The 26,699-nt window shown below is 71.8% G+C and carries 18 protein-coding genes; 6 read left to right on the top strand and 12 right to left on the bottom strand.

Annotated elements, in window-relative coordinates:
- Positions 1-445 precede the first annotated feature (445 nt).
- A complete protein-coding gene (gene chrA / locus ASF53_RS12940; RefSeq protein WP_286134398.1) occupies positions 446-1,606 on the top strand; it encodes a chromate efflux transporter in 1,161 nt (386 codons plus the stop codon).
- A 100-nt stretch (positions 1,607-1,706) separates the two neighbouring features.
- On the opposite strand, the gene bcsN is transcribed toward chrA, so the two are convergent.
- The 7 genes from bcsN to ASF53_RS12975 form a co-directional block, all read right to left on the bottom strand.
- Positions 1,707-2,720 (bottom strand): cellulose biosynthesis protein BcsN, encoded by a 1,014-nt coding sequence (gene bcsN, locus ASF53_RS12945; protein WP_056198771.1) that lies wholly within the window; start codon positions 2,718-2,720, stop codon positions 1,707-1,709.
- On the bottom strand, positions 2,717-4,792 hold the full coding sequence (locus ASF53_RS12950) for a hypothetical protein (RefSeq protein ID WP_056198773.1): 2,076 nt from the start codon (positions 4,790-4,792) through the stop codon (positions 2,717-2,719). The genes bcsN and ASF53_RS12950 overlap by 4 nt, the downstream gene beginning before the upstream one ends.
- Positions 4,777-6,057: a family 8 glycosyl hydrolase gene (locus tag ASF53_RS12955; RefSeq protein WP_156635542.1), complete on the bottom strand. Its 1,281-nt coding sequence runs from the start codon at positions 6,055-6,057 to the stop codon at positions 4,777-4,779. Before ASF53_RS12955 ends, ASF53_RS12950 begins: the two co-directional genes overlap by 16 nt.
- A complete protein-coding gene (locus tag ASF53_RS12960; RefSeq protein WP_056198776.1) occupies positions 6,057-8,684 on the bottom strand; it encodes a cellulose biosynthesis cyclic di-GMP-binding regulatory protein BcsB in 2,628 nt (875 codons plus the stop codon). The genes ASF53_RS12955 and ASF53_RS12960 overlap by 1 nt, the downstream gene beginning before the upstream one ends.
- Positions 8,681-11,146 (bottom strand): UDP-forming cellulose synthase catalytic subunit, encoded by a 2,466-nt coding sequence (gene bcsA / locus ASF53_RS12965; protein WP_056198780.1) that lies wholly within the window; start codon positions 11,144-11,146, stop codon positions 8,681-8,683. Before bcsA ends, ASF53_RS12960 begins: the two co-directional genes overlap by 4 nt.
- A gap of 372 nt (positions 11,147-11,518) precedes the next feature.
- Positions 11,519-12,331 carry a cellulose biosynthesis protein BcsS gene (bcsS, locus tag ASF53_RS12970; RefSeq protein ID WP_056198785.1) on the bottom strand — a complete coding sequence of 271 codons (813 nt, stop codon included), beginning with the start codon at positions 12,329-12,331 and terminating at the stop codon, positions 11,519-11,521.
- Positions 12,332-12,463: 132 nt separating this feature from the next.
- On the bottom strand, positions 12,464-14,890 hold the full coding sequence (locus ASF53_RS12975; RefSeq protein ID WP_056198787.1) for a response regulator: 2,427 nt from the start codon (positions 14,888-14,890) through the stop codon (positions 12,464-12,466).
- Positions 14,891-15,309: 419 nt separating this feature from the next.
- On the opposite strand from ASF53_RS12975, the gene ASF53_RS12980 reads away from it, so the two are divergent.
- Both ASF53_RS12980 and ASF53_RS12985 read left to right on the top strand, forming a co-directional pair.
- Positions 15,310-16,893, top strand: a complete 1,584-nt coding sequence (locus ASF53_RS12980) for an amidase (protein ID WP_056198790.1) — start codon at positions 15,310-15,312, stop codon at positions 16,891-16,893.
- A gap of 175 nt (positions 16,894-17,068) precedes the next feature.
- Complete coding sequence (locus ASF53_RS12985; protein ID WP_056198792.1) at positions 17,069-17,821, top strand: DeoR/GlpR family DNA-binding transcription regulator; 753 nt, start codon at positions 17,069-17,071, stop codon at positions 17,819-17,821.
- 24 nt (positions 17,822-17,845) lie between these two features.
- Here ASF53_RS12985 and cydX read toward each other — a convergent pair whose 3' ends face one another.
- The 3 genes from cydX to ASF53_RS12995 all read right to left on the bottom strand — a co-directional run bounded on the left by cydX (position 17,846) and on the right by ASF53_RS12995 (position 20,852).
- Positions 17,846-17,977 (bottom strand): cytochrome bd-I oxidase subunit CydX, encoded by a 132-nt coding sequence (gene cydX / locus ASF53_RS24985; RefSeq protein ID WP_082482700.1) that lies wholly within the window; start codon positions 17,975-17,977, stop codon positions 17,846-17,848.
- A gap of 68 nt (positions 17,978-18,045) precedes the next feature.
- Positions 18,046-19,200: a cytochrome d ubiquinol oxidase subunit II gene (gene cydB, locus ASF53_RS12990; protein WP_056198795.1), complete on the bottom strand. Its 1,155-nt coding sequence runs from the start codon at positions 19,198-19,200 to the stop codon at positions 18,046-18,048.
- 62 nt (positions 19,201-19,262) lie between these two features.
- Positions 19,263-20,852 carry a cytochrome ubiquinol oxidase subunit I gene (locus ASF53_RS12995; RefSeq protein WP_056198798.1) on the bottom strand — a complete coding sequence of 530 codons (1,590 nt, stop codon included), beginning with the start codon at positions 20,850-20,852 and terminating at the stop codon, positions 19,263-19,265.
- Between the two features lie 100 nt (positions 20,853-20,952).
- Between ASF53_RS12995 and ASF53_RS13000 the strand changes: the two genes are divergently transcribed.
- The 3 genes from ASF53_RS13000 (at position 20,953) to ASF53_RS13010 (ending at position 25,331) form a co-directional block, all read left to right on the top strand.
- Positions 20,953-22,590, top strand: coding sequence for an ATP-binding cassette domain-containing protein (locus ASF53_RS13000; RefSeq protein ID WP_056198801.1), 1,638 nt, complete (start codon positions 20,953-20,955; stop codon positions 22,588-22,590).
- A complete protein-coding gene (locus tag ASF53_RS13005) occupies positions 22,590-24,200 on the top strand; it encodes an ATP-binding cassette domain-containing protein (protein ID WP_200943234.1) in 1,611 nt (536 codons plus the stop codon). Before ASF53_RS13000 ends, ASF53_RS13005 begins: the two co-directional genes overlap by 1 nt.
- Before the next feature lie 378 nt (positions 24,201-24,578).
- Positions 24,579-25,331 carry a Crp/Fnr family transcriptional regulator gene (locus ASF53_RS13010; RefSeq protein WP_056198807.1) on the top strand — a complete coding sequence of 251 codons (753 nt, stop codon included), beginning with the start codon at positions 24,579-24,581 and terminating at the stop codon, positions 25,329-25,331.
- A 75-nt stretch (positions 25,332-25,406) separates the two neighbouring features.
- Here ASF53_RS13010 and ASF53_RS13015 read toward each other — a convergent pair whose 3' ends face one another.
- Together ASF53_RS13015 and ASF53_RS13020 are read right to left on the bottom strand one after the other, a co-directional pair.
- Positions 25,407-25,733, bottom strand: a complete 327-nt coding sequence (locus ASF53_RS13015) for a c-type cytochrome (RefSeq protein ID WP_056198810.1) — start codon at positions 25,731-25,733, stop codon at positions 25,407-25,409.
- The gene (locus ASF53_RS13020) at positions 25,733-26,545 is read right to left on the bottom strand and encodes a universal stress protein (RefSeq protein ID WP_056198813.1); all 813 of its coding nucleotides are present in this window, start codon (positions 26,543-26,545) and stop codon (positions 25,733-25,735) included. The genes ASF53_RS13015 and ASF53_RS13020 overlap by 1 nt, the downstream gene beginning before the upstream one ends.
- Positions 26,546-26,699: the final 154 nt, after the last annotated feature.

Below are 26,699 nucleotides of genomic sequence, written 5' to 3' on the forward strand. Positions count from 1 at the left end.
ACCGCAAGCCCGCTGGCCACCATGCCCGCGGGCCTTTTGGCGTTTGCGCCAGCAGATGGGGCAGACCAAGCCGGGCGCAGACACAGCGCGGTCAGTGCGATCGCCCTCGCCGGACGCGAGCGGATCACTCCACACCACGCCGCCGGCAGGGGAGGGGGCTTCGCACCAAGCCGGAACCCGATCGGGGTGCCTGCGGCGTTCGGCTCTTCACGAAGGCCGTACGCTCGTGCTGCTATGGCCCAGGCATGCGATGCCGGTGGCAAAGGCAGTAGACGAGCGATTCGGCGGCTTGGCTAGCCTACGCGTCCAGAGCTATCCCCCCATCATACGCGTATGAGTGAAACTGCGAAAAGCACTCGGTGAGGACGGCACGGTGAGCAGCGCGCCACTTGCTCCGGCGACAGCGAAGGCCGGGCATCCCGCCGAGCGGGGAAGCCCCGGGGAGGTGTTTCTCGTCTTTCTCAGGCTTGGCTTCACCGCCTTCGGCGGTCCGATCGCCCATCTCGGATATTTTCGGCAGGCCTTGGTGACCCGTCGTCGCTGGATCGACGAGGCCGGCTATGCCGATCTCGTCGCGCTGTGCCAGTTCCTGCCGGGGCCCGCCTCGAGTCAGGTCGGGTTCGCCCTGGGCCTGCTGCGGACTCGCAGCTTGCTGGGTGGCATCGCGGCTTGGACGGCGTTTACGCTTCCCTCGGCCCTGCTGCTCCTCGCCTTCGCCTATGGCGCGCACGCGCTCGCCGGTCCCTCCGCGCAGGGATTGATCCATGGGCTCAAACTCGTCGCGGTGGCGGTGGTCGCCCAGGCGGTCTGGGGGATGGCCGGTTCGCTCGCGCCGGATCGTCCGCGGGCGTCGATCGCCGTCGGAGCGCTCCTGATGGCGGTGTTCGCCCCCACCGCGTTCAGTCAGATCCTAGCGATTGCCCTCGGAGCAGTCGCGGGGCTCGCGCTGTGCCGCGCGGATGGCGGGCCGGGCACGAGCCCGCGCGCCGTCCCGATCTCGCGCCAGGCCGGCGGCGTGGCGTTGACCGCCTTCCTGATCCTGCTGATCGGGCTGCACCTGCTCGCGGGCGCCCTCGGATCCCAGACCTTGGCGTTATCGGACGCGTTCTATCGGTCCGGTGCCTTCGTCTTCGGCGGCGGCCATGTCGTGCTGCCGCTTCTGCGGTCCGCATTGGTCGATCCGGGCTGGGTCTCGCCGGACGCCTTCCTTGCCGGATACGGCGCGGCCCAAGCCGTGCCGGGTCCGCTCTTCACGGTCGCCGCCTATCTCGGCGCGGTGGCGCAGCCGGCGCCGAATGGCGTGCTCGGGGCCGCCATCGCGCTCGTCGCGATCTTCCTGCCGGGCCTCCTGCTGGTCTACGGGATGCTGCCTTTCTGGGATGCCGTTCGGGTGCGGCCGGCGGCGCGGGCGGCCATGCGCGGGACCAATGCCGCCGTGGTCGGCATCCTGGGCGCGGCGCTCTACGATCCGGTCTGGACCGGCGCGGTCGGCTCGCCCCGTGATTTCGCCCTCGCGGCCCTCGCCTTCGTGCTGCTGACCGTGTGGAAGGCGCCGCCCTGGTCTGTCGTCGTGTTCACGGCGCTGGGCGGTCTCGCCATCGGTTGAAGGCACGCTCCCGAGGCACGCTTGCCGTAAGGCGGGCCCCGGCGGACATGAGAGCGGAGGTCTCCCCGCGAGAAATCCGCCCACCGCCTCGGTCAGCCGGTCACGGCCCGTCGCGGTTTGGGGCGGGCCGGTAAGCCTCGGCGGGGAGATCGCGCGACAGGCTCTCGCCGGTCGAGCGGCCCGGAGCCGGGCTCGGCATCAGGCCGCCTCCTGCGCCCTCGGCCGGTTTCGGCACATCGGTGATGTAGCGCTGCGCCCCGCCCGGCGCCGGATTCGCGACCGGCGGCTCGGAGGTCGGGGCGGCGCCCTGCGGCGTGGTGGGGGCGAGGTAGCGGCGGCCACCGCTGTCCGGCGGCGTGGGCGTCGGCGGACGCAGCGGCGGCGCGGCCTGCGGCGGGGCGGCCGGTGGCGGCTTCGGTGCCGCCTCGGCGGGCGGCGCGCTGGGCGCGGGCCGCGTCGCCTGCCGCTTCACGGGGGCGGGCCTTTCGCGCCGGACCGCGGAGGGACGGGGCCGGGGCGGGGCGGACCGCGCTCCGGGCTCGCCGGGGAGGGAGATGGTCATCCGCTCGACGGCGGCGACGAGATCGTCGAGGCTCGCCTGCGCCGTGCGGCACAGCCGAATCCGAAGAGAGAGCGCGCGCCGGCCCGCGGTTGGGGAGACCGCCGTGTCGAACAGGCCGCCGCGGCGCGCGGAGCGCTGGGCCGCGCTCGCCCGCTCGAACCATTGCCACGCGTAGAGGCAGTCGGTCCCGATCGCGAGGCCGATCGGCCCGTAGCCGTTGCGCCGCGGCGCGACCACGCGCAGCACCTGCCCCGGAAAGCGGACCGCAATCTCGCCGTCGATGCCGAACTGGCTCGGCTTGGCCAGCCGCGGCGGGAACGCGAGCAGGAGATCGCCGGTCTCGTTGCGCAGGGCGACCTCGGCATGGTTGCGGCCGTCGCCGCCCTCGAAGCGGATGCGCTGGTCGAACCCATCGCGCACCCGCGTCTCGACGACGCCCGCGACCGGACCAGCGCCGGGCAAGCGCAGGACCGGCGCGGTCTGCGCCAGGGCCGGGCCGGCGAGGAGCAGGGCCGGGACCGCCGCGAGGCGGCCGAGGAGACGCGATCTCACGGAAAACCCTTCCCGTTCGGCCCGCTGCCCGACGAGACGCGGGAGGGCACGGAGAAGCGGTCGCTCTCCGGCGTGGTGGCGGCCCGGTTGCGCTCGGTCTGCTGGTCCTGCCAGAGCGTGCCCGGCGGGGGCGGGGAGAGGCCCTCCGGCTTGTCGAGGCCGTTATAGCCCGGCAGCAGGGCAAAGCCGTAGCGCTCGTAGGGCATTGCGCCCGCCCCGTTGACGCGCCGGGCCACCAGGGGCGGCCGCGCGGTCACGGGTTCGCGGGCGTAGCTGCCGGGCGCGACCGGCTCGGTGAGCGCCCGCTGGAGCGAGGCCGGCGGGTAGCGCAGGGGATTGTCGAGGGGCACGCTCAGCGGGAACTCGTTGCGCTGGACCGCCGCCGGCACCGCACCGGTCTGGGCGCCGATCGTGGCCGCGTCCGGCCGGGGGACGCGGCCATAGGAGGGCGCTTCGGGCTTCGGCTCGGGGCGCGTTTCGGCCCGTGCGGGCGGCCGGGGCGATTGCGGCGCGGCGCAGGGCAGGGGTGGCCCGCCGGTATCCTCGCGGAACAGCATGTCGACGACCTTCGGGAACAGGCCGTCGTAGCGATTCACGGTTTCGAGATAGGGGCGCTGGCGCTTCAGCCGCTGCAGCGTGAGGGCGTAGCCGAACACCGTGGTCTCGCTCGGCATCCAGGCGACGGCGCGCTGAAACCATTCGAGCGCCGTGTCGAACTGGCAGGAATTGTAGGCGTACCACGCCAAGCCCTGCGCCCCCTCGCCGGAGGCGGAAGCGATCACGACCTTGGCGTAGCGCTCGATCCGCGCCGGCTCGATGAAGGGCGGGTTGGCCAGCGTCAGCTTGCGTTCGAGCACGTCGATGAACAGCAGCTCGTTGCCGACGAAGCGGTCGCGCCAGGCATAGGCGACCTCTTCCGCCTCGCGCAGCATGTTCAGCTCGCGCAGGGTGTGGGCGAGGCCGTGGGCGACCATGGCGTCACCGCCGCGGCCGATGGCGAGCTTGAACCATTCCAGCGCCTCGCGGAACTGGCGCCGCTTGTAGGCATACCAGCCGAGCAGGCCGGTCTGGCTCGGGTCGCCGCTCTTGCGGGCATAGGTCTGGAAGGCGGTGAGGTCGGCCAGCGTCGGCGTCTGGGCCGGCTCGTCGTGCAGGAAGGCGGCGATGCGGGCACGGGTGATGTCGAGGCGGATCGCGTCGAATTCCGACACGCTCTCCTGGTTCGGTCCCTGGCTCGTATGCCCCATGGCGATGAGCCGCTCGGCCTGATCCATCTTGAGATGGCTCATCGCCTTCTGGATCGTGGCGAGCCGCGCGCCCGCATCGGCGGTGCCGTCGAGAACCGACTTGTAGAGATCGAAGGCGTCCTCGCCCGCCCCTGTCGTGGCGAGCGCGTCGGCGATGATCCAGAGACTTTCGAGGTCCGACGTGTCGAGGGCGCTGGGATCGGCGCGGTAGAGCGCGACCACCTCGTCGGCGTTCCGGCCCGGCCCGTTCTTCTCCGCGGTCGCCTTGATGCTGTTGCGGAACTCCGCCCGGCGGAGCTTGCGCGCGAGTTCGTCCGAGGGATGCCAGTTCGGTTCGAGCGAGCGCCGCGCGGCGATGGCCGCACGCAGATCCTGAAAGCGCCCGGCGGTGAACAGATCCCACAGCGGCGCCTCTTCGGGCGGGCTCGGCTGCAGGGTGTCGAGATCAGCCGGCTCGGTCCAGCCGGGATAGAGCCGCTTCAGCCGCGCGATCTCCGCCTTCATCCGGGCGGTCTGCTTCTGCGACGCGTAGTAGCGCAGCGCGCTCTCATCGACCATGCCGGGCGTGACCCCGGTCTCGGGATCGACCACGATCGCGGGGGCGCGGGTGCCGTCGCCGTAGATGAGGCGCGTGGACGATTCCGGTGCCGGGCCGCCCTGGGCCATCGCGGGCGCCGCACTGGCGAGGAGCAGCACGCCGAGGATCGCGCCCGATTGCGCGGCCGCCGCGAGCGGCCGGGACGCTGTCCCGTGATGCGCTCTCGTCCGCCGGGCCAGCGGGCCTTTCGGCGCGGGCCGCCGCGGGGGCGTCAGGATTTCACGCATGACGGATACCGCATCCGGGCCGCGATCAAAGAGAGGAGTTGCAGGGTCGCCGGATAGTAGTTCTGATTGTCCTGCACCGTTCTTAAGGCTTCCGGAAAAGGTGTTCCGTCCGCGGCGCAGGCGGTGATTGCGGAGATCGCTCGATAGCCGGGCTCGCTCAGCCACTCGACCGGCTGCCCGTCGCGGGTGTCGACGATCGGCAGGCGCTCGCGCTCGATCCCGCCCCAGAGCGCCTTGAACGGCGCGTAATCCTCCGGCCGCCCGACGCCGGCCCAGGCGAGATAGAGCGGCACCCGGATCGCGTTGTAGGAGAACAGCGGCGGGAAGCCGTCGGCGGGGCGTAGGCTGTCCTTGGCCGAAATCCACTCGGTCGGCAGGCTGCTCGGCCCGAAGCGGGATTGGCGCAGGAAATCGACGCCGCTGCGGATCAGAGAGGCCCAATCGTATTCGGGGGCAACGATCGGCAGCCGCTGGAAGGCGGGGAAGACCCAGTAGGACAGGTTGATGAGCGGGCCGTCGGCGCGCTCGCGGGCCGAGAAGCCGGAGACGGCCGGCAGCAGAACCGGCCCGTGCGGGTCCTTGAACAGGATGGTCTTGCGGCCGAACTCGACGGCGATGCGGCGCGCGGCGGTGCGGTAGGAGGGTTCGCCCCAGGCTTCCGCCGCCTCGGTTAGCGCCCAGGCGACCAGGATGTCGCCGTCGGTGGCGTTGTTCATGTCGGAGACCGCCGGGCGGTGGTCGGGCGCCCAGCGCCACGCCAGCAATTCGTCGGAGCGCACCATCAGGTTGGCGCGGGTCCAGCCCCAGATCCGCTCGAAGGCGGGCCGGTCGCCGGCCGCGACCGCGAGCAGCATCCCGTAGCCCTGGCCCTCGCTGTGGCTGATCAGGCCGTTGGCGGTATCGACGATCCGGCCCTGCTCGGTGATGAACCGCGACCGGTAGGCGCGCCACGCCGCGTCGTCGCTCAGGGTGTTGGCGAGCATCGGCCCGGCATCGGTCCGGACCGGCGTCTCGGCGCGGGGCGGGCCCGGCAGGGCCGTGGCGGGCGGCACCGTTGGGGACTCTGTCGGCTGGGGCGCCGGGGACGCGGTGTCCGGGGCTGCCGGCTGCGGGGAGGCCGGCTGCGGCGTCGTCTGGGCCGCGGCGGATCCAACCATTGCGAGGGCGAGCGCCGAGGCGACGGCCCATCCGATGAGGTTCGGGGGACCGAAGCCGGGGCGGTGGCAAGGGCGGTACGTGCGGCGCGGGGTGCGGGGGGGCCGCATCAGGAGTTCCTTCGACCGAGTTGGCGCACGAGGCCCGTGGTGGCGAGGCCGAGGCACAAAGCCATGAACAGGGACATGCCGACATAGTAGCCGGGATTGAGGGAGAGCCAGGCCGCCGAGACGAGCCGGAAGTTCGCCAGCGACCACGAGCGGGTCTCGATCAGCGCGACGCGATCCGGCTCGACCGTGGTGAGGGTGCCGTCCGAAGCATCGAGGAAGGCGGCGCGCCCGACGAGGCGGGTCCAGACCATGGGATCGACGAGGCAGGACACCGAAGCCTTGAGCATCGACGGGTTCGGTGCGGTGACGAGCACGGTGGTCTCGCCGAGGCGAGTCCCGCCGCTATCCTCGGCGATGATCAGCGAGGCGCGGGGATTGACCGGCACGTCGCCCGCCGTCGGGGCCTCGATCAGGCCCGTCACGCCGCTGCGCAGCCGCAGCGCCCCGTTCGCGAGCCGGGTCCAGCCCTCCCGCAGGACGGTGGGCACGAAGGCTGCGCCCGACAGGGTCTGGTCCCAGCGGGCCACGAGTTCCTCGTCGGTCTCCGGGGCCGCCGGCCGCGGCGGGCTGCGCGGCGCGGCCGGCGCCGCAGCGACGGGTGCTGGCGCGGATGCCGCCGGGGGGGCTGCGGCCACGCTGACTGGCACCGCGGCGGGCGGCAGGGCACAGCGCATCGGCAGGTTGCGGCGCAGCCGGTCCAGGGTCAGCACGCCCTCGGGGCCGAACTGGCCCGGTGTGGCCACCGTCTCGGCGCGCCCACCCCAGATGCGGCGGATCTCTTCGGGATCGAGGCCGACCTCTTGGATCGTCACGGGGTTGAGGGCGCGGGCGGGCGCCACCACGAGCTTGGCACCGTTCTCGGTGCCGCCGGCATCGGGCACGAGTTCGAAATCGATGACGCGCTTGGCCGCGATGGCGAGGCGGGCGGCCAGCGTCGCGGCGGCATCCGCCGTTTCGCGGTCCGCGACCGGCAGCACGAGGCGCGGGCGCGGGCCCGGCGCGGTGAAGGGAACGGCCCCCGCCTTGACCGCCGCGAGATCGGGGCTGCGCACCGCCCGCGCCAGGGACGGGATTTCGAGGCGGGTGCGGTCGAGGAAGAGGAAGCGGGGCTGGCGCGCCGCCGGGGAGAGGGTGTCGCAGACCCTGTCCGCCGCGTTCGGGAGATGGGCGCTGATCTCGACGCTGTTCAGGCCCGGCCGCCACAGGCTCAAGGGCAGCGGGATGGCCTGATCGTCGAACACCTCGCCGCGGGCATAGGGCAGCGGCACGCTCGCGGCGTTGCGGCCGTTGATGTCGACGACGATCTGCGCGCTCGAATCGAGCCCCGCGGCGTAGCCGCCGGCCAGGTGCAGCATGGCCTTGCCGTAATCGGCGGGCACGAAATCGGGCGGAAAGCGCAGCTCGATCCGGGTGCGCAGCAGGCGTCCGTTGAACTCGCGGCTGGTGACGCCGAGGCGCTGCAATTCGAGCCGCTCGCCGCCCTCCACCTCGTAGCCCCGGATCAAGGGGGCGAGCGCCATGCCCGGCGCACTGCCGCCGGCATCGCCGGCCGCGGCGAGTTGGGCGATCGCCGCCCGCACGTCGTCGGGGCCGAGGCCGGTCACGACCAGCGTCGGGGCGCGGTTGCCCCGCGGCGGCAGCAGGGCGAGCCGCGGCCCGGTGATCGGCCCGAGATCCTCGACGCCGTCCGTGCCGCGGATCTCGGCGGCGGTTCCCACGAGCAGATTGACGCCGCTGCGGCCGGAGAGCGGCGGCCCGAAACTGACCGCGGGCCGGGCGATCCGGCTCACGACGGCGAGCGCCTGCACGGCGCCGATCATCCGCTCCAGGCGCGGCAGGGTCGGCTTCTCGTTGAGCAGCACGCCCATGGGGAGGGCGCCGCTCTCGTCGGGTTCGAGGGCGGCCAGGGATTTCAGGTCGAGGTCGGCGGCTGGCGCGATCACCAGCCCGGAGCGCGAGGGATCGATCTGGGTCCAGAGTTCGTAGGTCGCGTCGATCGCGCAATCGACCCGGTGGCGCTGGCTCGCCGTCAGGGTCACGGCGTTGTAGCCGGCCTTCAGGACACCGTCGGGAATCGCGAATTCCACGACCTTGACCGCGCCGGGCGCCTGAATCCGGGTCCAGCCGACCTTGGTGCCGTTGACGAGGCCCGTGAGTTCCGAGCCCTCCGGCGCCACCGAGATCGCCGAGAGGTAGGAGACGCGCAGCCGTGCCGCGCCCCGCGCCTGCCCCTCGGTGAGGTAGACCGGGTATTGCAGCACGTCCTCCTCGCCCGAAAGGCGGAAGCCACGGGTGCCGGCGGGCAGGCGGCGGGCCGGGGCGATCGTCGCCTGAACCTGCGGGCGGCGTCCGGCCTCGGCGCCATCGGAGGCCGAGGGGCGGCTTTGCGCGGTCGGCGCCGGGGCGGCGGAGGCGGCGGGGCCTCGCGCCGGGTTCTGCTTTCGCAGGGCGTCTCCGGTCGGCGGCACCGTCAGGCGCTCGGCCGGACCGGTCCCGAGGAAGCTCTGCGCCTGGGCCGACACCCCGCCCATGAGCGCGCAGACGAGCACGAGGGCCGGCGTACGGCTGGCCCGGCGCGCGGGTCCGAGGCCGGCTCGTGGGTGAAGCCGCACCGCCATCGCGCTCATGCCGTGCCCGTGCCGCGGCCGGTCCGGCCGGCCAGCGCACGCTCGTTCTCGTAATCGAGCATCATCCGCACCCAATCGTTCGAGGCGCGGGCAGGGCTGTTGGGGGAGGTGTTGGCCGGTGTGTTCGCCGGGGCCGGAGCTGCCACTTGAGCCGGCGCGGGCTCCCTCGGCGTCGGCGGGGCAGGCTGGAACGCGTGGGCCGGCACCAGGGGCGCAAGCAGCGGCTCGGGCAGGTTCGCTCCGGTCGGCGCCTGTTCCGGCGCGTCGTAGATCGGCGAGGTGCCGTCGATCACCGGTGCCAAGGCCGGCCGCGCATCGGCGGCGAAGGCGTAGCGCACGGCGCGGAACGGCTCGGAAAGACCCCACCAGATGAATTGCAGCGTGCCGGTCAGGATGTCCTTGTGGCGGCGGCGGCGCATCTGGAAGCGGCGCATCGCCTCCGCGTCGCCGTACATCAGGCCGGCCAGGGCGACGTAATCCTGCGGGCGCAGGCGGCCGAAGCTGAGGCGGGCGAAGGCCTCGTCCTTGGTCCGGTCGATCCGCTCCAGCGTGACGGGCAGGGCGCCGGCCGAGCGCGCGCCCGCCACCGGGATGACGGTGAGCGCGCCGGTCAGCTTGCGGTGTCCGCCCCCCGTCGGCAGCAGGGCGGCGGGCAGGCGCACCGTGCAGGCCTCGGCCGAGACGCGCTCGATCGACACGTCGATGGCCCGGCCGCCCAAGGTGATCTGGCCGCGCCGGTTGATGGCGAGCGAAGGTGTCCGCTCCAGCTGGCGCCGCTCGGCGCAGACCCCGAGCGCCGCGCCCGCCGTCAGCAGGTTGAAGAAGTTCCACAGCCCGACCACCAGCATCAGGTTGGTCACGCCCGGCTCGAACAGGTAGCGCCACGCCGCCACCGCGCAGCCCGCCGCCAGCAGCCCGTAGACGGCGAAGAACGGGAGCGAGGCCGACGAGAGATGGTCGTGGTCGAGGCTGATGCCCTTGTCGGTGACGTTGAAGGTCGGCTTGCGCGGCGACCAGATCACCGAGACGATGGCCTTCGAGAGATAGAGGCCCTGGACGTATTCGTAGAGTTCCGAAACGAAGGGCCAGCGGAATTTGCCGTAGACGTAGTTCTGCATCATCAGGTTGATGACGATGTAGGTCGCCGTATAGGCGATCGATTCATCGACGCTGGCAACGAAAATCTTCAGGTCGAAGAAGATGTGCAGCAGCGGCGCGAACATGAAGATCAGCCGCGGCACGGGGAAGAACCAGAACGTCATGCTCGAGAGGTAGGCGATCTTCTGGATCGGCTTGAGCCCCTTCTGCAGCGCGGGGTTCTTCAGGAGCAGGATCTGGAACATGCCCTGGCACCAGCGCGAACGCTGGCCGATGAAGGCCGAGAGCGTTTCGGGCTGGAGGCCGGCGATCAGCGGCTTGTCGACATAGGCACTGGTCCAGCCGCGGGAATGCAGCTCGAACGCGGTCTCGCAATCCTCGGTGATGGTGATGCCGGAGAAGCCCCCGGCCTCGTCGAGGGCGGTGCGGCGCAGCAGGGCGGCGGAGCCGCAAAAGAACGAGCCGTTCCACTTGTCGAGCCCGCGCTGGGTCACCGCGTAGAACATCTCGTTCTCCGACGGCATCCGCTCGAAGGTCTTCAGGTTCCGCTCGATCGGGTCCGGGTTGAGGAAGGCGTGCGGGGTCTGGACGAGGAAGAGCTTCGGATCCTCGGCGAAATAGCCCACCGTCTCGCTCAGGAACGAGCGGAACGGGACGTGGTCGGCATCGAGCACGACGACGATCTCGCCGGTGGCGAAGGCCAGTCCGTTGTTGAGATTGCCCGCCTTGGCGTGCTCGTTGCGGGCGCGGGTGAGGTAGCGACAGCCGAGTTCCTCGGCCAGCGCCGTCAGCTCCCGCCGCCGGTCGCGGGCGGCCTTGGCCTTCTCGGGGTTGGGGTCGGCGCATTTCTGGTCCGACCCGCCGTCGTCGAGAAGCCAGACGTTAAGCTTGTCGGGCGGGTAGTTGATCTGGCGCGCGGCCGCCAGCGTCATCGCCAGGATGGCCGCGTCCTCGTTGTAGCTCGGCACGAACACGTCGACCGTCGGCAGCTCGGCCGCGCTCGCCACCGGGGGCGGGGGCCGCTTGAGCGGGTCGGCGTTGATGATCAGGCTGACGAACAGGATGAAGACGCAGTACAATTCGCCCACGAGCAGCAGCAGGCCGAAGCCGAAGCTGACCGGATCGCCGGGGGAGGGCAGCGTATCGGTGACCCGCCACAGGATGTAGCGGAGCACGACCAGGCTCCCGAGCGCCAGGAACACGAAGCGGGTGCGCGGCCCGTCGAGGAACAGCCACAGCACGATCATCGCCGCCATGGCGGCGAGACTCATGGCGAGCTGGTTCTGCGTCCCGACCGGTTGGCTCAGCAGGATGAGGCCGGCAACCGTCGTCCCCATCCAGGCCAGCCACCGCAGCGCACGCATCACACTCGCCACCCCTGCCTCGCGGACGGATCCATCATTAAAATACGACGATTTCCGGATGCGTTCACGACGCCGCCGTCCCACTCTGCGAACAGGGTTGATTTTGCGCTGCCGAACGTAGCGTCATCCGTAGAAAATGTCCGAAAATTCGGACGAAATTCCGCGGAAATGACAGGCGACAACGAGGAATGTCTTCCTGAGACGGAAGCCATTCTTCACCTGAGACAGGCGTACTTTGTCGGGAGAGGGAGAGACAAGGCGGCGGATTGTCCGCGTCGGTCCAAGGGCTTGGATTCGGTCGCCGACGCGACCTGCGGCCCGCTCGCGGTCGGGATGGGGCTGACGCGATGAGGGGCGGCGGGAGGCGCCCGCTCAGAAGTTCGCGCGCGCCTCGATGCTGGAATAGTAGCCCGTGCCCTGGACGCGGTCCCGCACATAGCCGGCCGCGAGCGACATCTGGACGGGGCCGAAGCTCAGGCCCGAGAGATGGGCGCCGACGCGGTACTGGCGGAAGAAGTCGTCGCCGAGGAACAGCGCCTCCGGGCCGATATAGACGCCGTCGGCGACCATGTAGCCGACGCGGAACCGGGAATAGTAGGCGTTGAACTTGGTCGAGTAGGAGCCGTAGGCCGAGACCATGGTCCGGTCGGTCGGCGTCGCGTAGAAGTTTCCGGCGACCTTCAGGCCCACACCCGTTCCGACGACCGGGTTGCCGGGATCGGGGATCGAGAGCTGGTTGCTGCGGACGTTGAAGCCGACATAGCCGGCCAGCGCCGCTTCCCGCCAGATCCACTCATAGCCGGTGAGCAGCGAGCCCTCCTGCTGGTAGCCGGTGACGCGCGCGCCGACGGCCTGTCCGGGATAGGAGTAGGTGCCGGCCACGGCCTCGACGCGCACGCGCGCGCCGCTCACCGTCGGCGGGCTGCCGAGCGCCGTCGTCACGGTGACGGAGCCGAAGGCCGAGGAATTGGAGGTGATGCTGGTCGAGCCATCGACGGCCACCGCCCAACTGTCGTCCACCGCCTGCGCCTGCGCGCCGGTGTACCAATCGACGCTGGCCGCCGCGGGGGGCGGTGCCGGCAGGTCGGCGGCTCGGGCCGGGGCGGCCATCACGGCCGCAAGCCCGCAGACAAGAATACAAAGATTCCCGGGAGCCCGTTGATGGTTGCGAGAAACCACAGCCATTCGATCCTCGGATACGCACACGCTACGCACCGATTTATCCGGGTCCAGGGTTAACAAGAGCCTCCCCAAAACCGGGAAAGCCTCGTTCATCTCGGCCGAGATCTTGTCAGGCGTTCACGATGCCGGGCGAATTCAGGCCGCTCGGGCCTGCGGGGCCGCCGCGCTCAGCACCGCCGCGAGATCGTCGGGGCGGAACGGCTTGTCCAGTTGCAGGAACTGGCGCGCCGCGGCCGGCAGATGCCCGTGCGGGCTCGCCAGGATGATCCGGATATGGGGATAGCGCTCGACCACGGTCGCGGCGAGCTGAAGGCCGGTCATCACCGGCATCGACTGGTCGGCGACCATGGCGTCGTAATCCGCGCTCTCGCCGAGTAGCGCGAGGGCGTGCTCGCCCGAGGCGGCCTGAACCACGTCGTGGCCCAGATCGGCCAGCGCGTCGGCGAGGCTGGCCCGGACGAGGCTGTCGCTCTCCACCAGGAGCACGCGCAAGGTCGAGTACCAGAGGGCCGTCTGCTCCGGCGGCCGCTCGGCGGCCCGCAGCCAGATCTCGGCGACGAAGGCGTCCTCGCCGGTCCCGTCCGAGACGGGGCGCCAGCCGGCGCCGACCTCTTCGAGGAGCCGGGCCACCGTCTCCAGCGAGCCCGGGCAGGGTGGCCGGACGATCCGGCCGGGCTCGTGCTGTCCGCTGGCGACGAGGAGGCGCACGTAAGCGCCCGGCGGCAGGCCGAAGCCCGTCTCCGTCTCGGTCACTTCCTCGGCGGCTCCGACCGCGAAGCCATGCAGCCCGTGATCGCGGAAGTGGAAGGCGAGGTTGAGCAGGACGAGTTCGAGGATGCGCTCGGCGCACAGCACCTTCGGCAGGTCGCCGGGAACGCGGTTGATGACCGGCACGTCGCGCAGCACGTTGGCCCCCATGAAGGCGAGGGCGGCCTCGACGCTCGTGCCGAGGTCGCATTCGGCCAAAGCCTCGCCCTCGCCGCGCACCAGCCCGAGCATCCGCCGGGTCAGCGCCGCCCCGCGCTCGGCGCCCGCGAGCGCCGCATCGACGAGGCGTGCCGGCTCCGGGTTCAGGCCGTGGCGTCGGCGCACGGTCGCGAGGTTGGCGTGCACGATCGTGAGCACGTCGTTGAAGTCGTGGACGATGCCGTCTGTCACGCGGCGCAGGACCGCGTTGCGCCGCCGCTCGTTCAGGCCCGAGGGCGTCTCCGAGACGCCGCCCTCGATCGCCCGGCTCAGGGCGTGGATGCGGCTGCCGTCGCCCGCCGCGCGCAGGAAGCGCACCAGCACCCGCCGTTCCGCTTCGGGAGCGGGGTCGGCGCCGTCGGCGCGGGCGCGCAGCACCACGTCGTGCGGCCCGTCCGCCCGGCGCGCGGCGTCGAGGGTGAGGTCGAGGAGGGCGTGATCCTCCGGCTCGAACCATTCGGCGAGGTCGGACAGATCGGTGGCGTGGTCCGAAGCCGTCGCCGTGCCGGTCCGGTCGGAATCCGACCAGACGACCTGGCGCGTCTCCGGGTCGATCTCCCAGCAGGTCCAGCCGGACATCGCCTCGAAGGTCTGAAGCCGGCCCTTGATCCGGTCGAGGCCGGTGCCTGCCAGCGCCAGCGCCGCCTCGCGGCTCTGCGAGCGGTCGGCGACCGCTTCGGTCAGTGCCGCGATCTCGCGCACCGGCGAGGCCGCCGCCTCATCCGGCCCGGCCTCGCCCTCGGCGAGGCGTTGCAGCGGCTGCGCGGCGCGGCCGCCCAGGGCGTAGCCGAGCCCGGCGGCGGCGCCCACCACGGCGAGCGCCAGCGCCAGGAGGCGGCCGTCGGGCCGCAGACCCGCCGCCAGGGTCGGCGGCGCGTAGGCGGTCACCACCCAGCCGGGGCTGCTGAGTTCGCGCCCGCCCGGGACCGGTGCAGAGGCCGAGCGGTGCTCGCCCCAGGGCGCGGAGGCGGTGCCCGCGAGCAGCCGCCCGTCGGCGCCGCTCACGGTGAAGGCGATGGTTTCGGGCAGGTCGAGCGCTTGGCGCAAGCGGGCGCCGATCTCGAGGAAGGCCGGGCCGGCGCGAAGCTGGATCCGGTCGGAGCGTCCGGGCATCCCGAGGGAGAGGACGACATCGAAGGGCGCCGTCTCGTCCCCCTGGGTGGCGATGACGACCTCGGCGTTGCGCGCCCGCGCGAACCAGGGCTGCCGGGCGACGCTGCTGCCGGGCCGGCGCGGATCGGCGGCGGCGCGCACGCTGCCATCCGCCCCGATCAGCGCCGCATCCCCGTAGCGCGGGTTGAGCGCGAGCCAGTCCCTGAGCAGGGCCGAGCGCTCGGCCTCACTCAGCGTCGGATCGCCGGGGCGCAGCAGCAGCGCGACGGTGCGCGCATCGGCGACGCTGCCATGCAGCTCCGCATCCACCGCGTCCGCGAAGGCGCGTGCGCCGGTCATCGCGGCCCGCTGCGCGCCGTCCGTGGCGGGGCCGGCCCCGAGCACGGCGGTCCCGATCCAGGCGAGTCCGAGCGCCGCCGCCGCGATCAGGGCGAGCTGGGCCGCGTTCAGCACCTTGAGCGAGATCCGGACGGAATCCAGCATGCGGGGGCTCCGCCGGCACAGCTTGCCGGCCGCAGGAAACCGGGATTGGTCTTCCTGCCCTTTAGACGAGGCCGCGAAGCGCTTAAGGGCCGGTTAATGCTGGCGGCATTCCCCGCTGGCCAGCGCGGTGTTTCCGGGAAGAGCCTCGCCCTGTCCGCGAGAAACATCGAAAGCTCTTCCGCGGGCCGGCGAACCGGCGGTCTTCGCGAATCGGACGCGACTTCGCCCCACCTGCCTTTCGAGGGTTTTGTGGGTTTTGTGGCATAAGCGTTGCTAGGATGGGTCCGCCGGCCGTGAAGGCCGGTGACGGCGAGCACGTAAGCCCCCGCTGAGCCCCCCATGCGGAAGGCCCGCGTGAGCGATTCCACCGGGACGGAATCGGCCTCGCCGTCTTCAAAGATGCGGAGCGCGAGATCCAGATGAACGCAATGGCCCTTTCCGTCGCCGTCGCCCCCGAACTGGCCGAGGATGCGCTGGCGGCCCGGCTGATCGAGATGACGGTCGAGGACTGCCAGCGCGCCTTTGCCGAGGGCAGCGTCACCGCGGAGGCGGTGGCCGAAGCCTTCCTGGCGCGGATCGAGACCTACAACCCGCGCTACAAGGCGCTCATCGTGATGAATCCGCAGGCACTCGATGACGCCCGCGCCATCGATGCCCGCCGCGCGGCCGGCGAGGCGCTGGGGGCCCTCGCCGGGGTGCCCGTCGTCATCAAGGACACGATGGACATGGCCGGCCTGCCGAGCACCGGCGGCTGGCACTTCCTCAGCGCCGAGGCCGGCGGTGTCGACCTGATCCCTGCGACCGACGCGCCGGTCACCGCGCGGATGCGCGAGGCCGGCTGCGTCATCCTCGGCAAGACCAACGTGCCGGTTCTGAGCCACACCGGCAGCCACGCCAACGACTCCTGGGCCGGCCCCACCCTCAACCCGGCCGCGCCCGACCGCATCCCCGGCGGCTCCAGCGCCGGCACCGCCACGGCGGTGGCCGCGAGCCTCGCCGTCCTCGGGCTCGCCGAGGAGACCGGCGGCTCGATCCAGAACCCGGCCTCGGCGCAGGGCCTGGTCGGCATCAAGCCGAGCTTCGGGCTCGTGCCGAATGCCGGCGTGATGCCGCTAGCCGGCAGCACCCGCGACGTGGTCGGGCCGATCGCCCGCTGCGTGCGCGACGCCGCGCTCACCCTCGACGCGCTCGCCGGCTATTCCTCGGCCGACCCCAAAACCGTGGCCGGCATCGGCAAGCGCCCGGCCGCGGGCTACGCGGCGGGGCTCGACGCGGGCGCGCTGGCGGGCAAGCGCCTCGGCCTCTATGGGCCGGGCTGGCGCGACCTGCCGCTCTCGGAGGAGGCGAGCGCCCTCTACGCGCGCACGCAGAAGGAGTTGGAGGCGGCCGGCGCCACCCTGGTGGCCGATCCCTTCGCCGGCACGGGATTCGCCGCCCTCGCCGAGCCGACGCCGGGCCTCGTCTATTTCGACGCCCGCGGGTTCGAATCCGCACCCTACGACCTCCAGCTCTATCTGGAGCGGATGGGGCCGGATGTGGCGATCCGCAGCTTTGCCACCTTTGCGGAGGCCACCAAGGCCGAGGATGCCTTCGCGCCCGGCGGCGTCCTGCACCCGATCACCAACCTGCCGGGGCTCGTGCCCTGCCTCGCCGACCCGGCGAGCCCGCCCGACCTTTCCGAGTTCCTCGCCGCCCGCGAGGCCTATCTCGCCCTGTTCGACCGGGTGATGGCGGAGCACGGGCTCGATGCCCTGGTCTTCCCGCAGATGCGGGCCGAGCTGCCGCCGCTGCACGGGCCGGGCACGCTGCTCGAAACCACGGTCTGCGAGATCAACATCGCCGGCCTGCCGGGGGTGACGCTGCCGGCGGGCGCCTACGCCTCCGGCGCGCCGTTCAACCTGATCTTCGTCGGCCGGATGTGGAGCGAGGGCGAGTTGCTCGCCTGCGCCTATGCCTACGAGCAGGCGACGCATCACCGCCGCGCCCCGGCCCTCGACGCCTGATCTTTTTTGAGCTTACGACGCATCCTGTCCGGCCCGCCCGGGCCTGACAGGATCGCGGCGTGGTTGTACACCCTGTGCACGACTTGGAATGTGCACCCTGTGCACGTCCTGGAAATTGTGCGCGACCGTTCTGTGTCCGCGGCGCTATCCTGATCTCAAAGGGGACAGGGCCGGGATGCTGACCGATCATCGCCACGAGGAAATTCTCTCGCAGCTCGCGCAGACGGGGCGCGTCGGCGTCACCAGCATCGCCGCCACCCTGGCGGTCTCCGACGAGACGATCCGGCGCGACCTGAAGATGCTGGAGGAGCGCGGGCTGCTGCGGCGTATCCATGGCGGCGCCGTGCTGCCGCGCCTCGATCAGGAGCGCCCGCTCACCGAGCGCAGCGGGCTCAACAGCCGCGAGAAGGGCCGCGTCGCCGCCCTGGCCGAGGGGCTGGTGGAGGACGGGATGTCGATCTTCATCGACACCGGCACCACCACGCTGGCCCTGGCCCGGCGGCTCACCACCCGCAAGCTCACGGTGACGACGAACTCCATCGACCTCGCGCTGCTGCTGGCCGACAGCCCGGCGCGGGTGAACCTGACGCCGGGCCGGCTGCGCCCGAACGACAACGCCCTCGTCGGCTACGACACCGTGGACTATGCCCGGCGCCACTTCTTCGATCTGGCCATCATGGGCATCGCCGCCTGCGACGTCGCGCAGGGCTGGATGGACTACGAGGACCACGAATCCGTCCTGCGCCAAGCGTTGCGGGGCCAGACCCGGCGGGCGGTGCTGCTCGCCGATTCCCGCAAGTTCGGGCGCCAGGCCAATCTCCAGACCTTCGATCTGGCCACGCCGCTCACCGTGGTGACCGACCGGACGCCACCCGAGCCCTTCGCCGAGCGGTTCAGCCGGCACGCCATCGATCTGATCTGCGGCTGAGGCCGGCGGCTCGAAGACGGCGCCTCACGGCGTCGGAAGCCTCGGCGTGACCTCGGGCGGCGTCTCGCGCACGGCGCGCAGCTCGTACCAGAGGGCGTTGAGCACGCCGACCGCGGCAGCCAGTCCGAGGCCGAGGATCCAGGCGAAGTACCACATCGTCATGCGTCCTGATGCGAGGGAAGGGCAAGGGAAGCAGGCCCCCGGCAGCGCCGGGGCCGGACAGGTCAGTAGGCGGCCGAGCCCGGCGCGGTGATGTCGCGATCCGAGACCTTGCCCCACAGCACCCGGTAGACCCAGGCGGTGTAGGCGAGGATGATCGGCAGGAAGACCACCGTCGCGATCAGCATGTTGCGCAGGGTCGCCCGGCTGGAGGAGGCGTCGAACACGGTCAGCGCGTGGCCCGGATGCGTGTTCGAGGGCAGGATGACCGGGAACATCGACAGGCCGACGGTGGCGATGATGCAGGCGATGCCGAGGCTGGAGGCCAGGAAGGTCAGCCCCTCGTGCCGGGTGCGAAAGCCCAAAGCCGCCAGCAGCGGGCCGGCGATGCCGAGAAGCGGCACCAGGGCGAGCGCCGGATGGGCCCGGAAATTCGCGAGCCACGCGCCCGCATCCGCCACGACCGCCTTGGTCAGCGGGTTGGACGGGCCGTCGCCGGGAAGCGGGCTCACCACCCGGTAGCCGCCGAAGGCGCCGGCCCAGATCAGGAGGCCGCCGAGGGCAAACAGGGCGGCGGTGGCGAGTGCTGCCTTGAGCCCGATGGCGCGGGCACGCTCGGCGACCGGCCCCTCGGCCTTGAAGGCGAGCCACGCCGCGCCGTGCGCCACCAGCATCGCCAGCGAGACGAGGCCGCAGAGCAGCGCCAGCGGGTTGAGCAAGCCGATGAGGCTGCCCCCGTAGATCGGGCGAAGGTCGCCGGTGAAGTGGAAGGGCACGCCCTGGAGCACGTTGCCGACGGCGACGCCGAAGATCAGCGCCGGCACCGCGCCGCCGACGAACAGGGCCCAGTCCCAGCGCGAGCGCCACGCCGCGCTCGCCCGCTTGGAGCGGTACTTGAAGGCCACCGGCCGCAGGATGAGGGCGAACAGTACGAGGAACATCGCGAGGTAGAAGCCGGAGAAGCTCAGCGCGTAGAGCGCCGGCCACGCGGCGAAGATCGCGCCGCCGCCGAGCACCAGCCAGACTTGGTTGCCTTCCCAGGTCGCGGAGACGGTGTGGATCGCCACCCGCCGCTCGAGGTCGGAGCGGCCGACGAAGGGCAGCAGGGCGCCGACGCCGAGATCGAAGCCGTCGGTGACGGCAAAGCCGATCAGCAGCACGCCGAGCAGCACCCACCAGATCAGGCGTAAGCTTTCGTAGTCCGAGAGAAAGGCGAACATGGAGAAAAACTCCTCGGGCGAGGGCCGGCGCGACGGCGGGTCGGCCGGCGAAGGGGGAGAGGCTATTCGGCGGCGACGAGGCCGGCGTCGTTGCGGTTCGTGCCGGCGCCGGGGAAGAGCGCGGCCGGGTCTTCGGCCAGGGTCTCGGGGCCCTTGGCGATGGCGCGCAGCATCAATTGCACCTCGATCACCGCGAGCACGCCGTAGACGAGGGTGAAGCCGGCGATGGTGATGAGGAGCGAGGGGATGCCGAGTTCGGAGGTCGCGAGCGCGGTCGGCAGCACGCCTTCGATGATCCAGGGCTGGCGGCCGAACTCGGCGACGAACCAGCCGAACTCGATCGCGATCCAGGGCAGCGGCAGGGCCAGCAGCGCGGCCCGGAACAGCCAGCGCGGCGCCTCGGCCTCGCGGGCGGTGTACCAGAGCGCGGCCCCGAACAGGCCGATCAGCAGGAAGCCGCAGGCCGCCATCGCCCGGAAGGTGAAGAACAGCGAGGGCACATGCGGCACGGTGGACCACGCCGCCCGGTCGATCTCCGCATCGGTCGCCTTCAGCGGATCGCCGATCAGCGGCTTGAGGAGTTGCGCGTAGCCGAGATCCGCTTGCGTGCGGGCGAATGTGGCGCGCGCCTCGGCATCCGTGCGGTCGGCCTTGATCCGCTCGAGGGCGGCGTAGGCGACGAGCCCGTTGCGGATGCGGCCCTTGGCGTGATCGACCAGTTCGGTGATGCCGGGGATTTCGGTCGTCAGCGAGCGGGTGCCGATCAGGCCCATCGCGTAGGGGATGTGGAGCGCGTAGCGGGTGGTGCGGCTCTCCAGATCCGGGACGCCGATCGCCGTGAAGGACGCGGGCGCGGGCTCCGTGTGCCACATCGCCTCCATGGCGGCGAGCTTCATCTTCTGGTGGTCGGTGACGGCGTAGCCGCTCTCGTCGCCGAGCACGACGACGCTCAGCGCCGAGGCCAGACCAAAGGCCGCCGCGATGGCGAAGGAGCGCTTGGCCAGTTCGAGATGCCGCCCGCGCAGGATGTAGAAGGCCGAGACGCCGAGCACGAAGACCGCGCCGCAGACATAGCCGGCCGAGACTGTGTGGACGAACTTCGCCTGCGCCACCGGATTGAAGATCACGGCGGCGAAATCGGTCACCTCCATGCGCATCGTATCGGGGTTGAAGGCGGAGCCGACCGGGTTCTGCATCCAGCCGTTGGCGATCAGGATCCAGAGCGCGGAGAAGTTCGTGCCCAGCGCCATCAGCCAGGTGACGATGCAGTGGCTCAGCGCCGTGAGCTTGTCCCAGCCGAAGAAGAACAACCCGACGAAGGTCGCCTCCAGGAAGAAGGCCATCAGGCCCTCGATGGCGAGCGGCGCCCCGAACACGTCGCCGACATAGTGCGAGTAGTAGGCCCAGTTCATGCCGAACTGGAACTCCATGGTCAGGCCGGTGGCCACACCCAGCGCAAAGTTGATCCCGAACAGGAGGCCCCAGAACTTGGTCATGTCGCGCCAGATCTTGCGGCGCGTCATGACGTAGACCGTCTCCATCATGGCGACGAGGATCGATAGTCCGAGCGTCAACGGCACGAACAGGAAGTGGTACATCGCCGTCAGCGCGAATTGCAGGCGCGACAGATCGACGAGCAGCGGATCGGTCATGGGAGGCTCCTTGTCCGACACCGCCTCTCGCGCCGCTGCGCTTGCCGATCCTTGACGCAGATCAAAGCCGCTCGCGCCGCCCCCGCCGCACAAGGCGGGCATGACCCGACGATCCCCCCGCGTCCGTTCCGCCCCCGAGCCCGCGGCGCTCACCCTCGCCCGCGGCGCGGCGCGGGCCGGCCTCTCGCGCCTCCACGCGCTTCAGGCCCTGCGCTGCATCGCGACGCTCGGGCTGGCCGTGGCGCTGGCGCGGCTCGCGGGCGCGCTGATCGAGACGGGCGGGCTCGACGGGGTCGCACTTGGCCTTGCCGGAGCCTGCCTCCTCGCGAGCGCCGGGCTGGCAAGCGCGATCGAGGCGCGCAGCGCCGCGCTGGAGGCGGAGGTCGCCGTCGCGCTGATCGATGCCGCCGAGGTGCGGCTTGCCGCGATGCCGGCCCGCGCCGCTGCCGATCTGCCGCGCGGGGCGGTGATCGCCGGATTGCAGCGGCATCCCGGCGCGCTCGCCCGCCTCGTCGTCGGCCACGCCGCGGCACGGCGGATGATGGCGCTCGGGCCGGTGCTGACGGCGGGGGCGGTCGCCGTCGTTTCGTGGCAGGCGGCGCTCGCGCTGCTCATCGCCACCCCGGTGATGATCGTGTTCTTCGCCCTCGTCGGCGGCATGATCCGCGACCGGGCCACGGCCCAGGAGGCGGCGCTCGGGCGGCTTGCCACCCAGTTCGCCGACCGGGTGCGGACGCTGCCGACGATCCTCGCCGCCCACGGCCTGCCGCGCGAGACGGCCAAGCTCGACCGGCGGCTTCAAGCCTATGCCGACGGCACCATGGGCGTGCTGGCGGTGGCCTTCCTCAATGCGGGCGTGCTCGACTTTTTCGCCTCGCTCGCCATCGCGATTCTGGCGGTGTTCCTCGGGCTCGGCCATCTCGGCCTCGCCGAGGTGCCGGGCTTCGCGCATCTGGCGCTGTGGCAGAGCCTGCTGATCCTGCTGCTCGCCCCTGAATACTTCCTGCCGTTCCGCCGCTACGCCGAACTCTACCACGCCAAGGCGGAGGGCGAGGCCGCCGCCGAGGCGCTCGCCTGGATCTTTCCGGATGCCGAGGCGCAGGCGGCGCCAGAGCGCGGTCCGATCCTCGCGGTGCCGGGCGCTCGCAGCCTCGTGTTGCCTTATGCCGGACCCGTCGCCGATTTCGACCTGCCGGAAACCGGCCTCGTCGCGCTCACAGGGCCGAGCGGAGCCGGCAAGTCGACCCTGCTGCGGGTGCTCGCGGGCGTCGAGGCGCCCCTGGCCGGGACCGTCCGGCTGCCGGGGCAGGGCTTTCCGGCGACCTGGGTCGCCCTCGACATGCCGATCCCGGCGGGCACGCTCGGCGCGGCGATCGCGGAGGGCACGACCGCGCCGCCCGAGGCCGTGGCGGAGGCCGCCGCTTCGCTCGGTCTGAGCGATGATCCGCACTGGCCGGGCGGCCTCGACGCGACCGTACGGGCGGGGGCGGAAAACCTCTCCGGCGGACAGCGGGTCCGCGTCGCCGTCGCGCGCCTGCTGCTGCGGCCGGGCACCGCGTTCTGTGACGAGCCGACCGCCAAGCTCGATCCCGAAAACGCCGCGCGGGTGCGACGGGCGTTGGCATCCGCCGCCCGCACCCATCTCGTCATCGTGGCGACCCACGATCTCGCCCTTGCGGCGCTCGCCGACCGGCGCATCGCCTTGAGGTCCACCCTTTCCGAGAGGCAGGCCGCGTGATGCGCACCCGCTCCGACACGACGCCCGCCGGTTCCGGCCGTATCTGGCCCCTCGCCTTCGCCCTCGCGGCTTTGGCGCTCGCGGCAAACCTCGCGCTTGCCGGCACCGCCGTGAGCTTCCTCGCGGCGGTGGCCATGGCCGGGGCCGGGCCGGCGGCCTTCGCCTTCAACTTCCACCATCCCGCCGCTCTCGTGCGCCTGTTCGCCATGCTGCGCACCGGCGCGCGCTACGGCGAGCGCATGGCCGGCCACCGCGCGGCCCTGAGCGACCAGGTTCGCCGCCGCGCCCGCCTGTTCGCGGCCCTGGCGCGGGCACCCGAAAGCCGCGGCGCCGGCTGGCAGCTCGGACGCCCGGAGCGCCTCGCCGACTTCATCGACGACGTGGCCGACATCGACTACGCCCGGCTGCGCGTCGGCTTTCCTCTCGCCATGACCGGCACTGCGCTCGCCGGTCTCGTGCTCGCCACGGCCCTCGTGGCGCCGCTCGCGCTCCTTCCCATCGCGGTGCTCGCGCTGGCGGGCGGCCTCGCGGCCCGGCACGCGCTGACGCGGCTCGCGGCCATCGAGGCCTGGGTCCGCCGCGCGCGGCGCACCGCCGCCGCCGATCTCGGAACGGCTTTGGCGGGTGCGGTGCCCCTCGATGCCGAGGGCAGGCGCAGCGCGGCCCTGCGGATCGCCCTCGATCCGTTGCGCGATGCCGAACGCGAGGCCGCCTGCGGAAGGCGGGCGCTCGCCCGGTTCGAGGCCGTGCTGGCGCTGGCCGGTCCCGCCATCGCCCTGGCCGTGCTGCTCGCGGCCTGGAGCGCCGGCGCCCGCGGCACCGGGCTCTTGCCCGCCGCCTTCCTGGCCTTCACCTGGCTCGCCCTCGCGGAGCCGATCCTGTCCCTGCCGCGGGCGCTCCTCGGCTCGGTCCGCGCCCGGCTCGCCCGCCAATCCCTCGCCGTGGCGGAGGGCATCGCCGCGGAGCCGAACCCTCGGCCCGGTCCGGCCCTCGGCGCCCTGACCCTGCACGGCCTGCGCCTGCGGACGCCGGACGGGCGCGATCTCGGCCCGACGCCGGCGCTTGCCATCGTACCCGGCACGCCGCTGACCCTCGTCGGCGCCAGCGGCTGCGGCAAGACCACCCTGCTGAAGGCGCTCGCCGGCTGGAGCGCGGAGCAGCCGGGCGAGACGGTCCGGCTCGGCGCCACCATCCGCCCGGCGGCGGAGCGGCGGGCGCTGACGCATCTGAGCCTGCACGATGCGGCGATCCTGTCCGACACCGTGCGCGAGAACCTGTTCGCAGCCGGCGCCCCAGACGCGGCCCTGTGGGCGGCGCTGGAGGCGGTCGAACTCGATGCCCGCATCCGCGCGGCCGGCGGTCTCGAGGCCTGGATCGGTGAGGGCGGCCTCTCGCTCGGCGAAGCGCAACGCCTCAATCTCGCCCGCGCGTTTCTGAGCCTGGCCCCGGTCCTCCTGCTCGACGAGCCGGCCGAGCATCTCGGCGACGATCAGGCCGCGCGCATCCTCGGGCGCCTGCTCGCGCGCTGGCACGATCGCATCGTCGTGCTGACGAGCCACCGCCCGGATCTCAAGCTGCCCGGGCGCCGGGTCTCGCTCGGGCTGGCTTGAGGCCGGCCCAACCCGAAGGCCGGGATTCCCGGCTTTCGCTCTGGTGAATCGCCAAAGCCCGGTGCCGGCCGGTTTGCGCGGTCAGGCACCGTCGCGGCATCCCTGCGCCCCATCTCTCGAAGCTGTCGCCGTCGCGAGAATCGGCAGTGATCGCTTCATAGCCTTCGCTCTGATCAAGAGGGCCAAAAAATCAGAATAAAGATAAAGCTGCGAAAGAAATCATTTGACGGGAAGACACCGCCCGCGCCGCCGTAATGCGCCTCCCCGGTCGCCCTTCATTATCCGCTCGCTTCGGCCCTGTCCGGTTTCGACTTCACAGGTAGCGCGGAGGCAGGCTATTGAATTGCCTGGAGCGGGCTGAGGGACGGGAGGCTTCCGATGCAAAGCTCTGGCGAGAGTGCCGGTGTCGAGCCGATCCCAGCCGAGGCGCCTTGCGCGCACGACCGTTCCGAGAGGGGCTGCGCCGCCTGCAAGGTCCGCCTCGTCAGCGTCTGCGCGGCGCTCACGAGCGAGGAACTCGCCGGCCTGGAGGCACTGAGCCAGCCCGTCCATCTCGATCCGCGCCAAGCGCTGTTCCAGCAACAGGACCGGGCGGGCGCCGTCTACAACGTCACCGAAGGCGCTTTACGCCTGTCGCGGTTGCTGCCGGACGGGCGGCGGCAGGTGATGGGCTTCGCCATGGTCGGCGATTTCCTCGGCCTCGCCCTGCCCGAACGCTTCACCGTCACCGCCGAGGCGCTGGCGCCGACGGCGCTGTGCCGGTTCGACAAGCGTGGCTTCGCCGGCCTCGTCGCGCGCACGCCGCATCTGCTGCAACGCCTCTACGAGCGGGCCGGCCATGAGCTGACGCTGGCACAGGATCACATGATGCTGCTGGGCCGCCGCACCGCCGAGGAGAAGGTGGCGAGCTTCCTGCTCGGCCTGCGCACCCGCTACGCCCGCATCGGGCACGATTCCATCACCGTCGAGCTGCCGATGGGCCGGCAGGACATGGCCGACCATCTCGGCCTTACCATCGAGACGGTGAGCCGGATGCTGACCCGGCTCGACCGGGAGAAGGCGCTTCTGATCGTGCCCGGCGGCGTGCGCCTGCTGGATGTCGCCCGGCTCGAACGCATCGCGGCGAGCTGAGACGGGCGCCGCTGTTCGAAGCGGAAGCCGCACGCCGCGGTCCTGAAGGGATCGGCCCGACTTCGTCAGGGGGCCTCACCGTTCGAGGGTCTGAAGGTAGGCGATCAGGGCCTGCGCCTCGTCGGGGTCGAGCCGGAATTCCGGCATCGTCGGGTGCCCCGTGGTGATGCCCTCGGCCAGCGCCTCGGCCAGATCCGTCACCGGGTAGCGGCGGTGCAACGCGCGGAATGGCGGTGCGTCCGCCAGGGGGCTCTCGCCGACGTGGCCGATCGCGTGGCAGCGGGCGCAGTTCGTGCGCGCGATGGTCTCGCCACGCTTCGCGCGGGCATCGAGCGCCTGGGCGGCACCCGGCAGGGCGATCAGCCCGAGGGCCAGGACCGTAAGGGTCGTTGCGATACGCATCAGTGACACATCAGGCAGGGGAGGGGGCTGCGGTGCAGCATCTCGCGGGTGACGCCGCCGAACAGCCACTCGCGCAGGCGGGTATGGCCATAGGCGCCCATCACGATGAGGTCGGCCTCCTGCTTGACGGCGAAGCGCAGGAGTTCGTCGCCGTCGCTCACGACGGTGCGCAGCAGGTGGGTCGTGACGGCGGCGCCATGGCGGGCGAGATGGCCGGCGACATCCTCCGCGCCCTCGTTGCGAGCGCTCTCGCCGGTGCTGACGACAAAGACCTGATCCGCCTCGCGGATGAAGGGCAGCGCGGCCGAAATGGCCCGGCGCGCCTCCGAGCCGTCCTTCCAGGCCACGACGATCCGGGCGCCCCGAAGGTGCTCGGCGCGTGGCGGCACCACGAGGACCGGGCGGGCGGCCTCCATCAGGACGGGGCCGGGCGACACGCCGAGGGCGGCGAGCGGGATGTCGTCGAAGCCGTGGCGTCCTACCACGAGAAGGTCGGCCGCCCGCGCCTGCTCGACGAGATGGGAGATCGGGCCCGCCAGGGCCTCGCGCCAGTCGCGGCGTAGCGGAGCTTCGGCGGCGCGCTCGAACAGAGCGTGCGCCTGTGCGAGCAGGGCCCGCGCCTTCTCCTCGAAATGCGGCTCCTCGTCGTAGATCTCGCCGATATCGCGCACGTAATCCGGGGCCGGCACTTTGCAGGCGGCCGCCCCGGTGAGCGTCGCCTCGAAGCGCCGCGCGAGCGTGGCCGCAAGCCGGATGCGCTCGGCGGCGGCCTCGTCGAGGTCGACCGAGACCAGGATGTTCGCGTAAGCCATGCTTGCCTCCCGGGGCGTCCCCTCCGCTCGGTGGGGCCATCCTTCGTGAGGCATCCTTGCCGCCGGCCGGTACGGGTGCCTTGATCCAGCGCAAGGCGGGTCGAGGGGGCCCGCGCCGCGCCGGCCCGCGGCCGGCCGCTTCCATCTGCGAGGC

Origin of the sequence: Methylobacterium sp. Leaf123 (assembly GCF_001423405.1) — a bacterium.
In the GTDB taxonomy this organism is placed as follows: domain Bacteria; phylum Pseudomonadota; class Alphaproteobacteria; order Rhizobiales; family Beijerinckiaceae; genus Methylobacterium.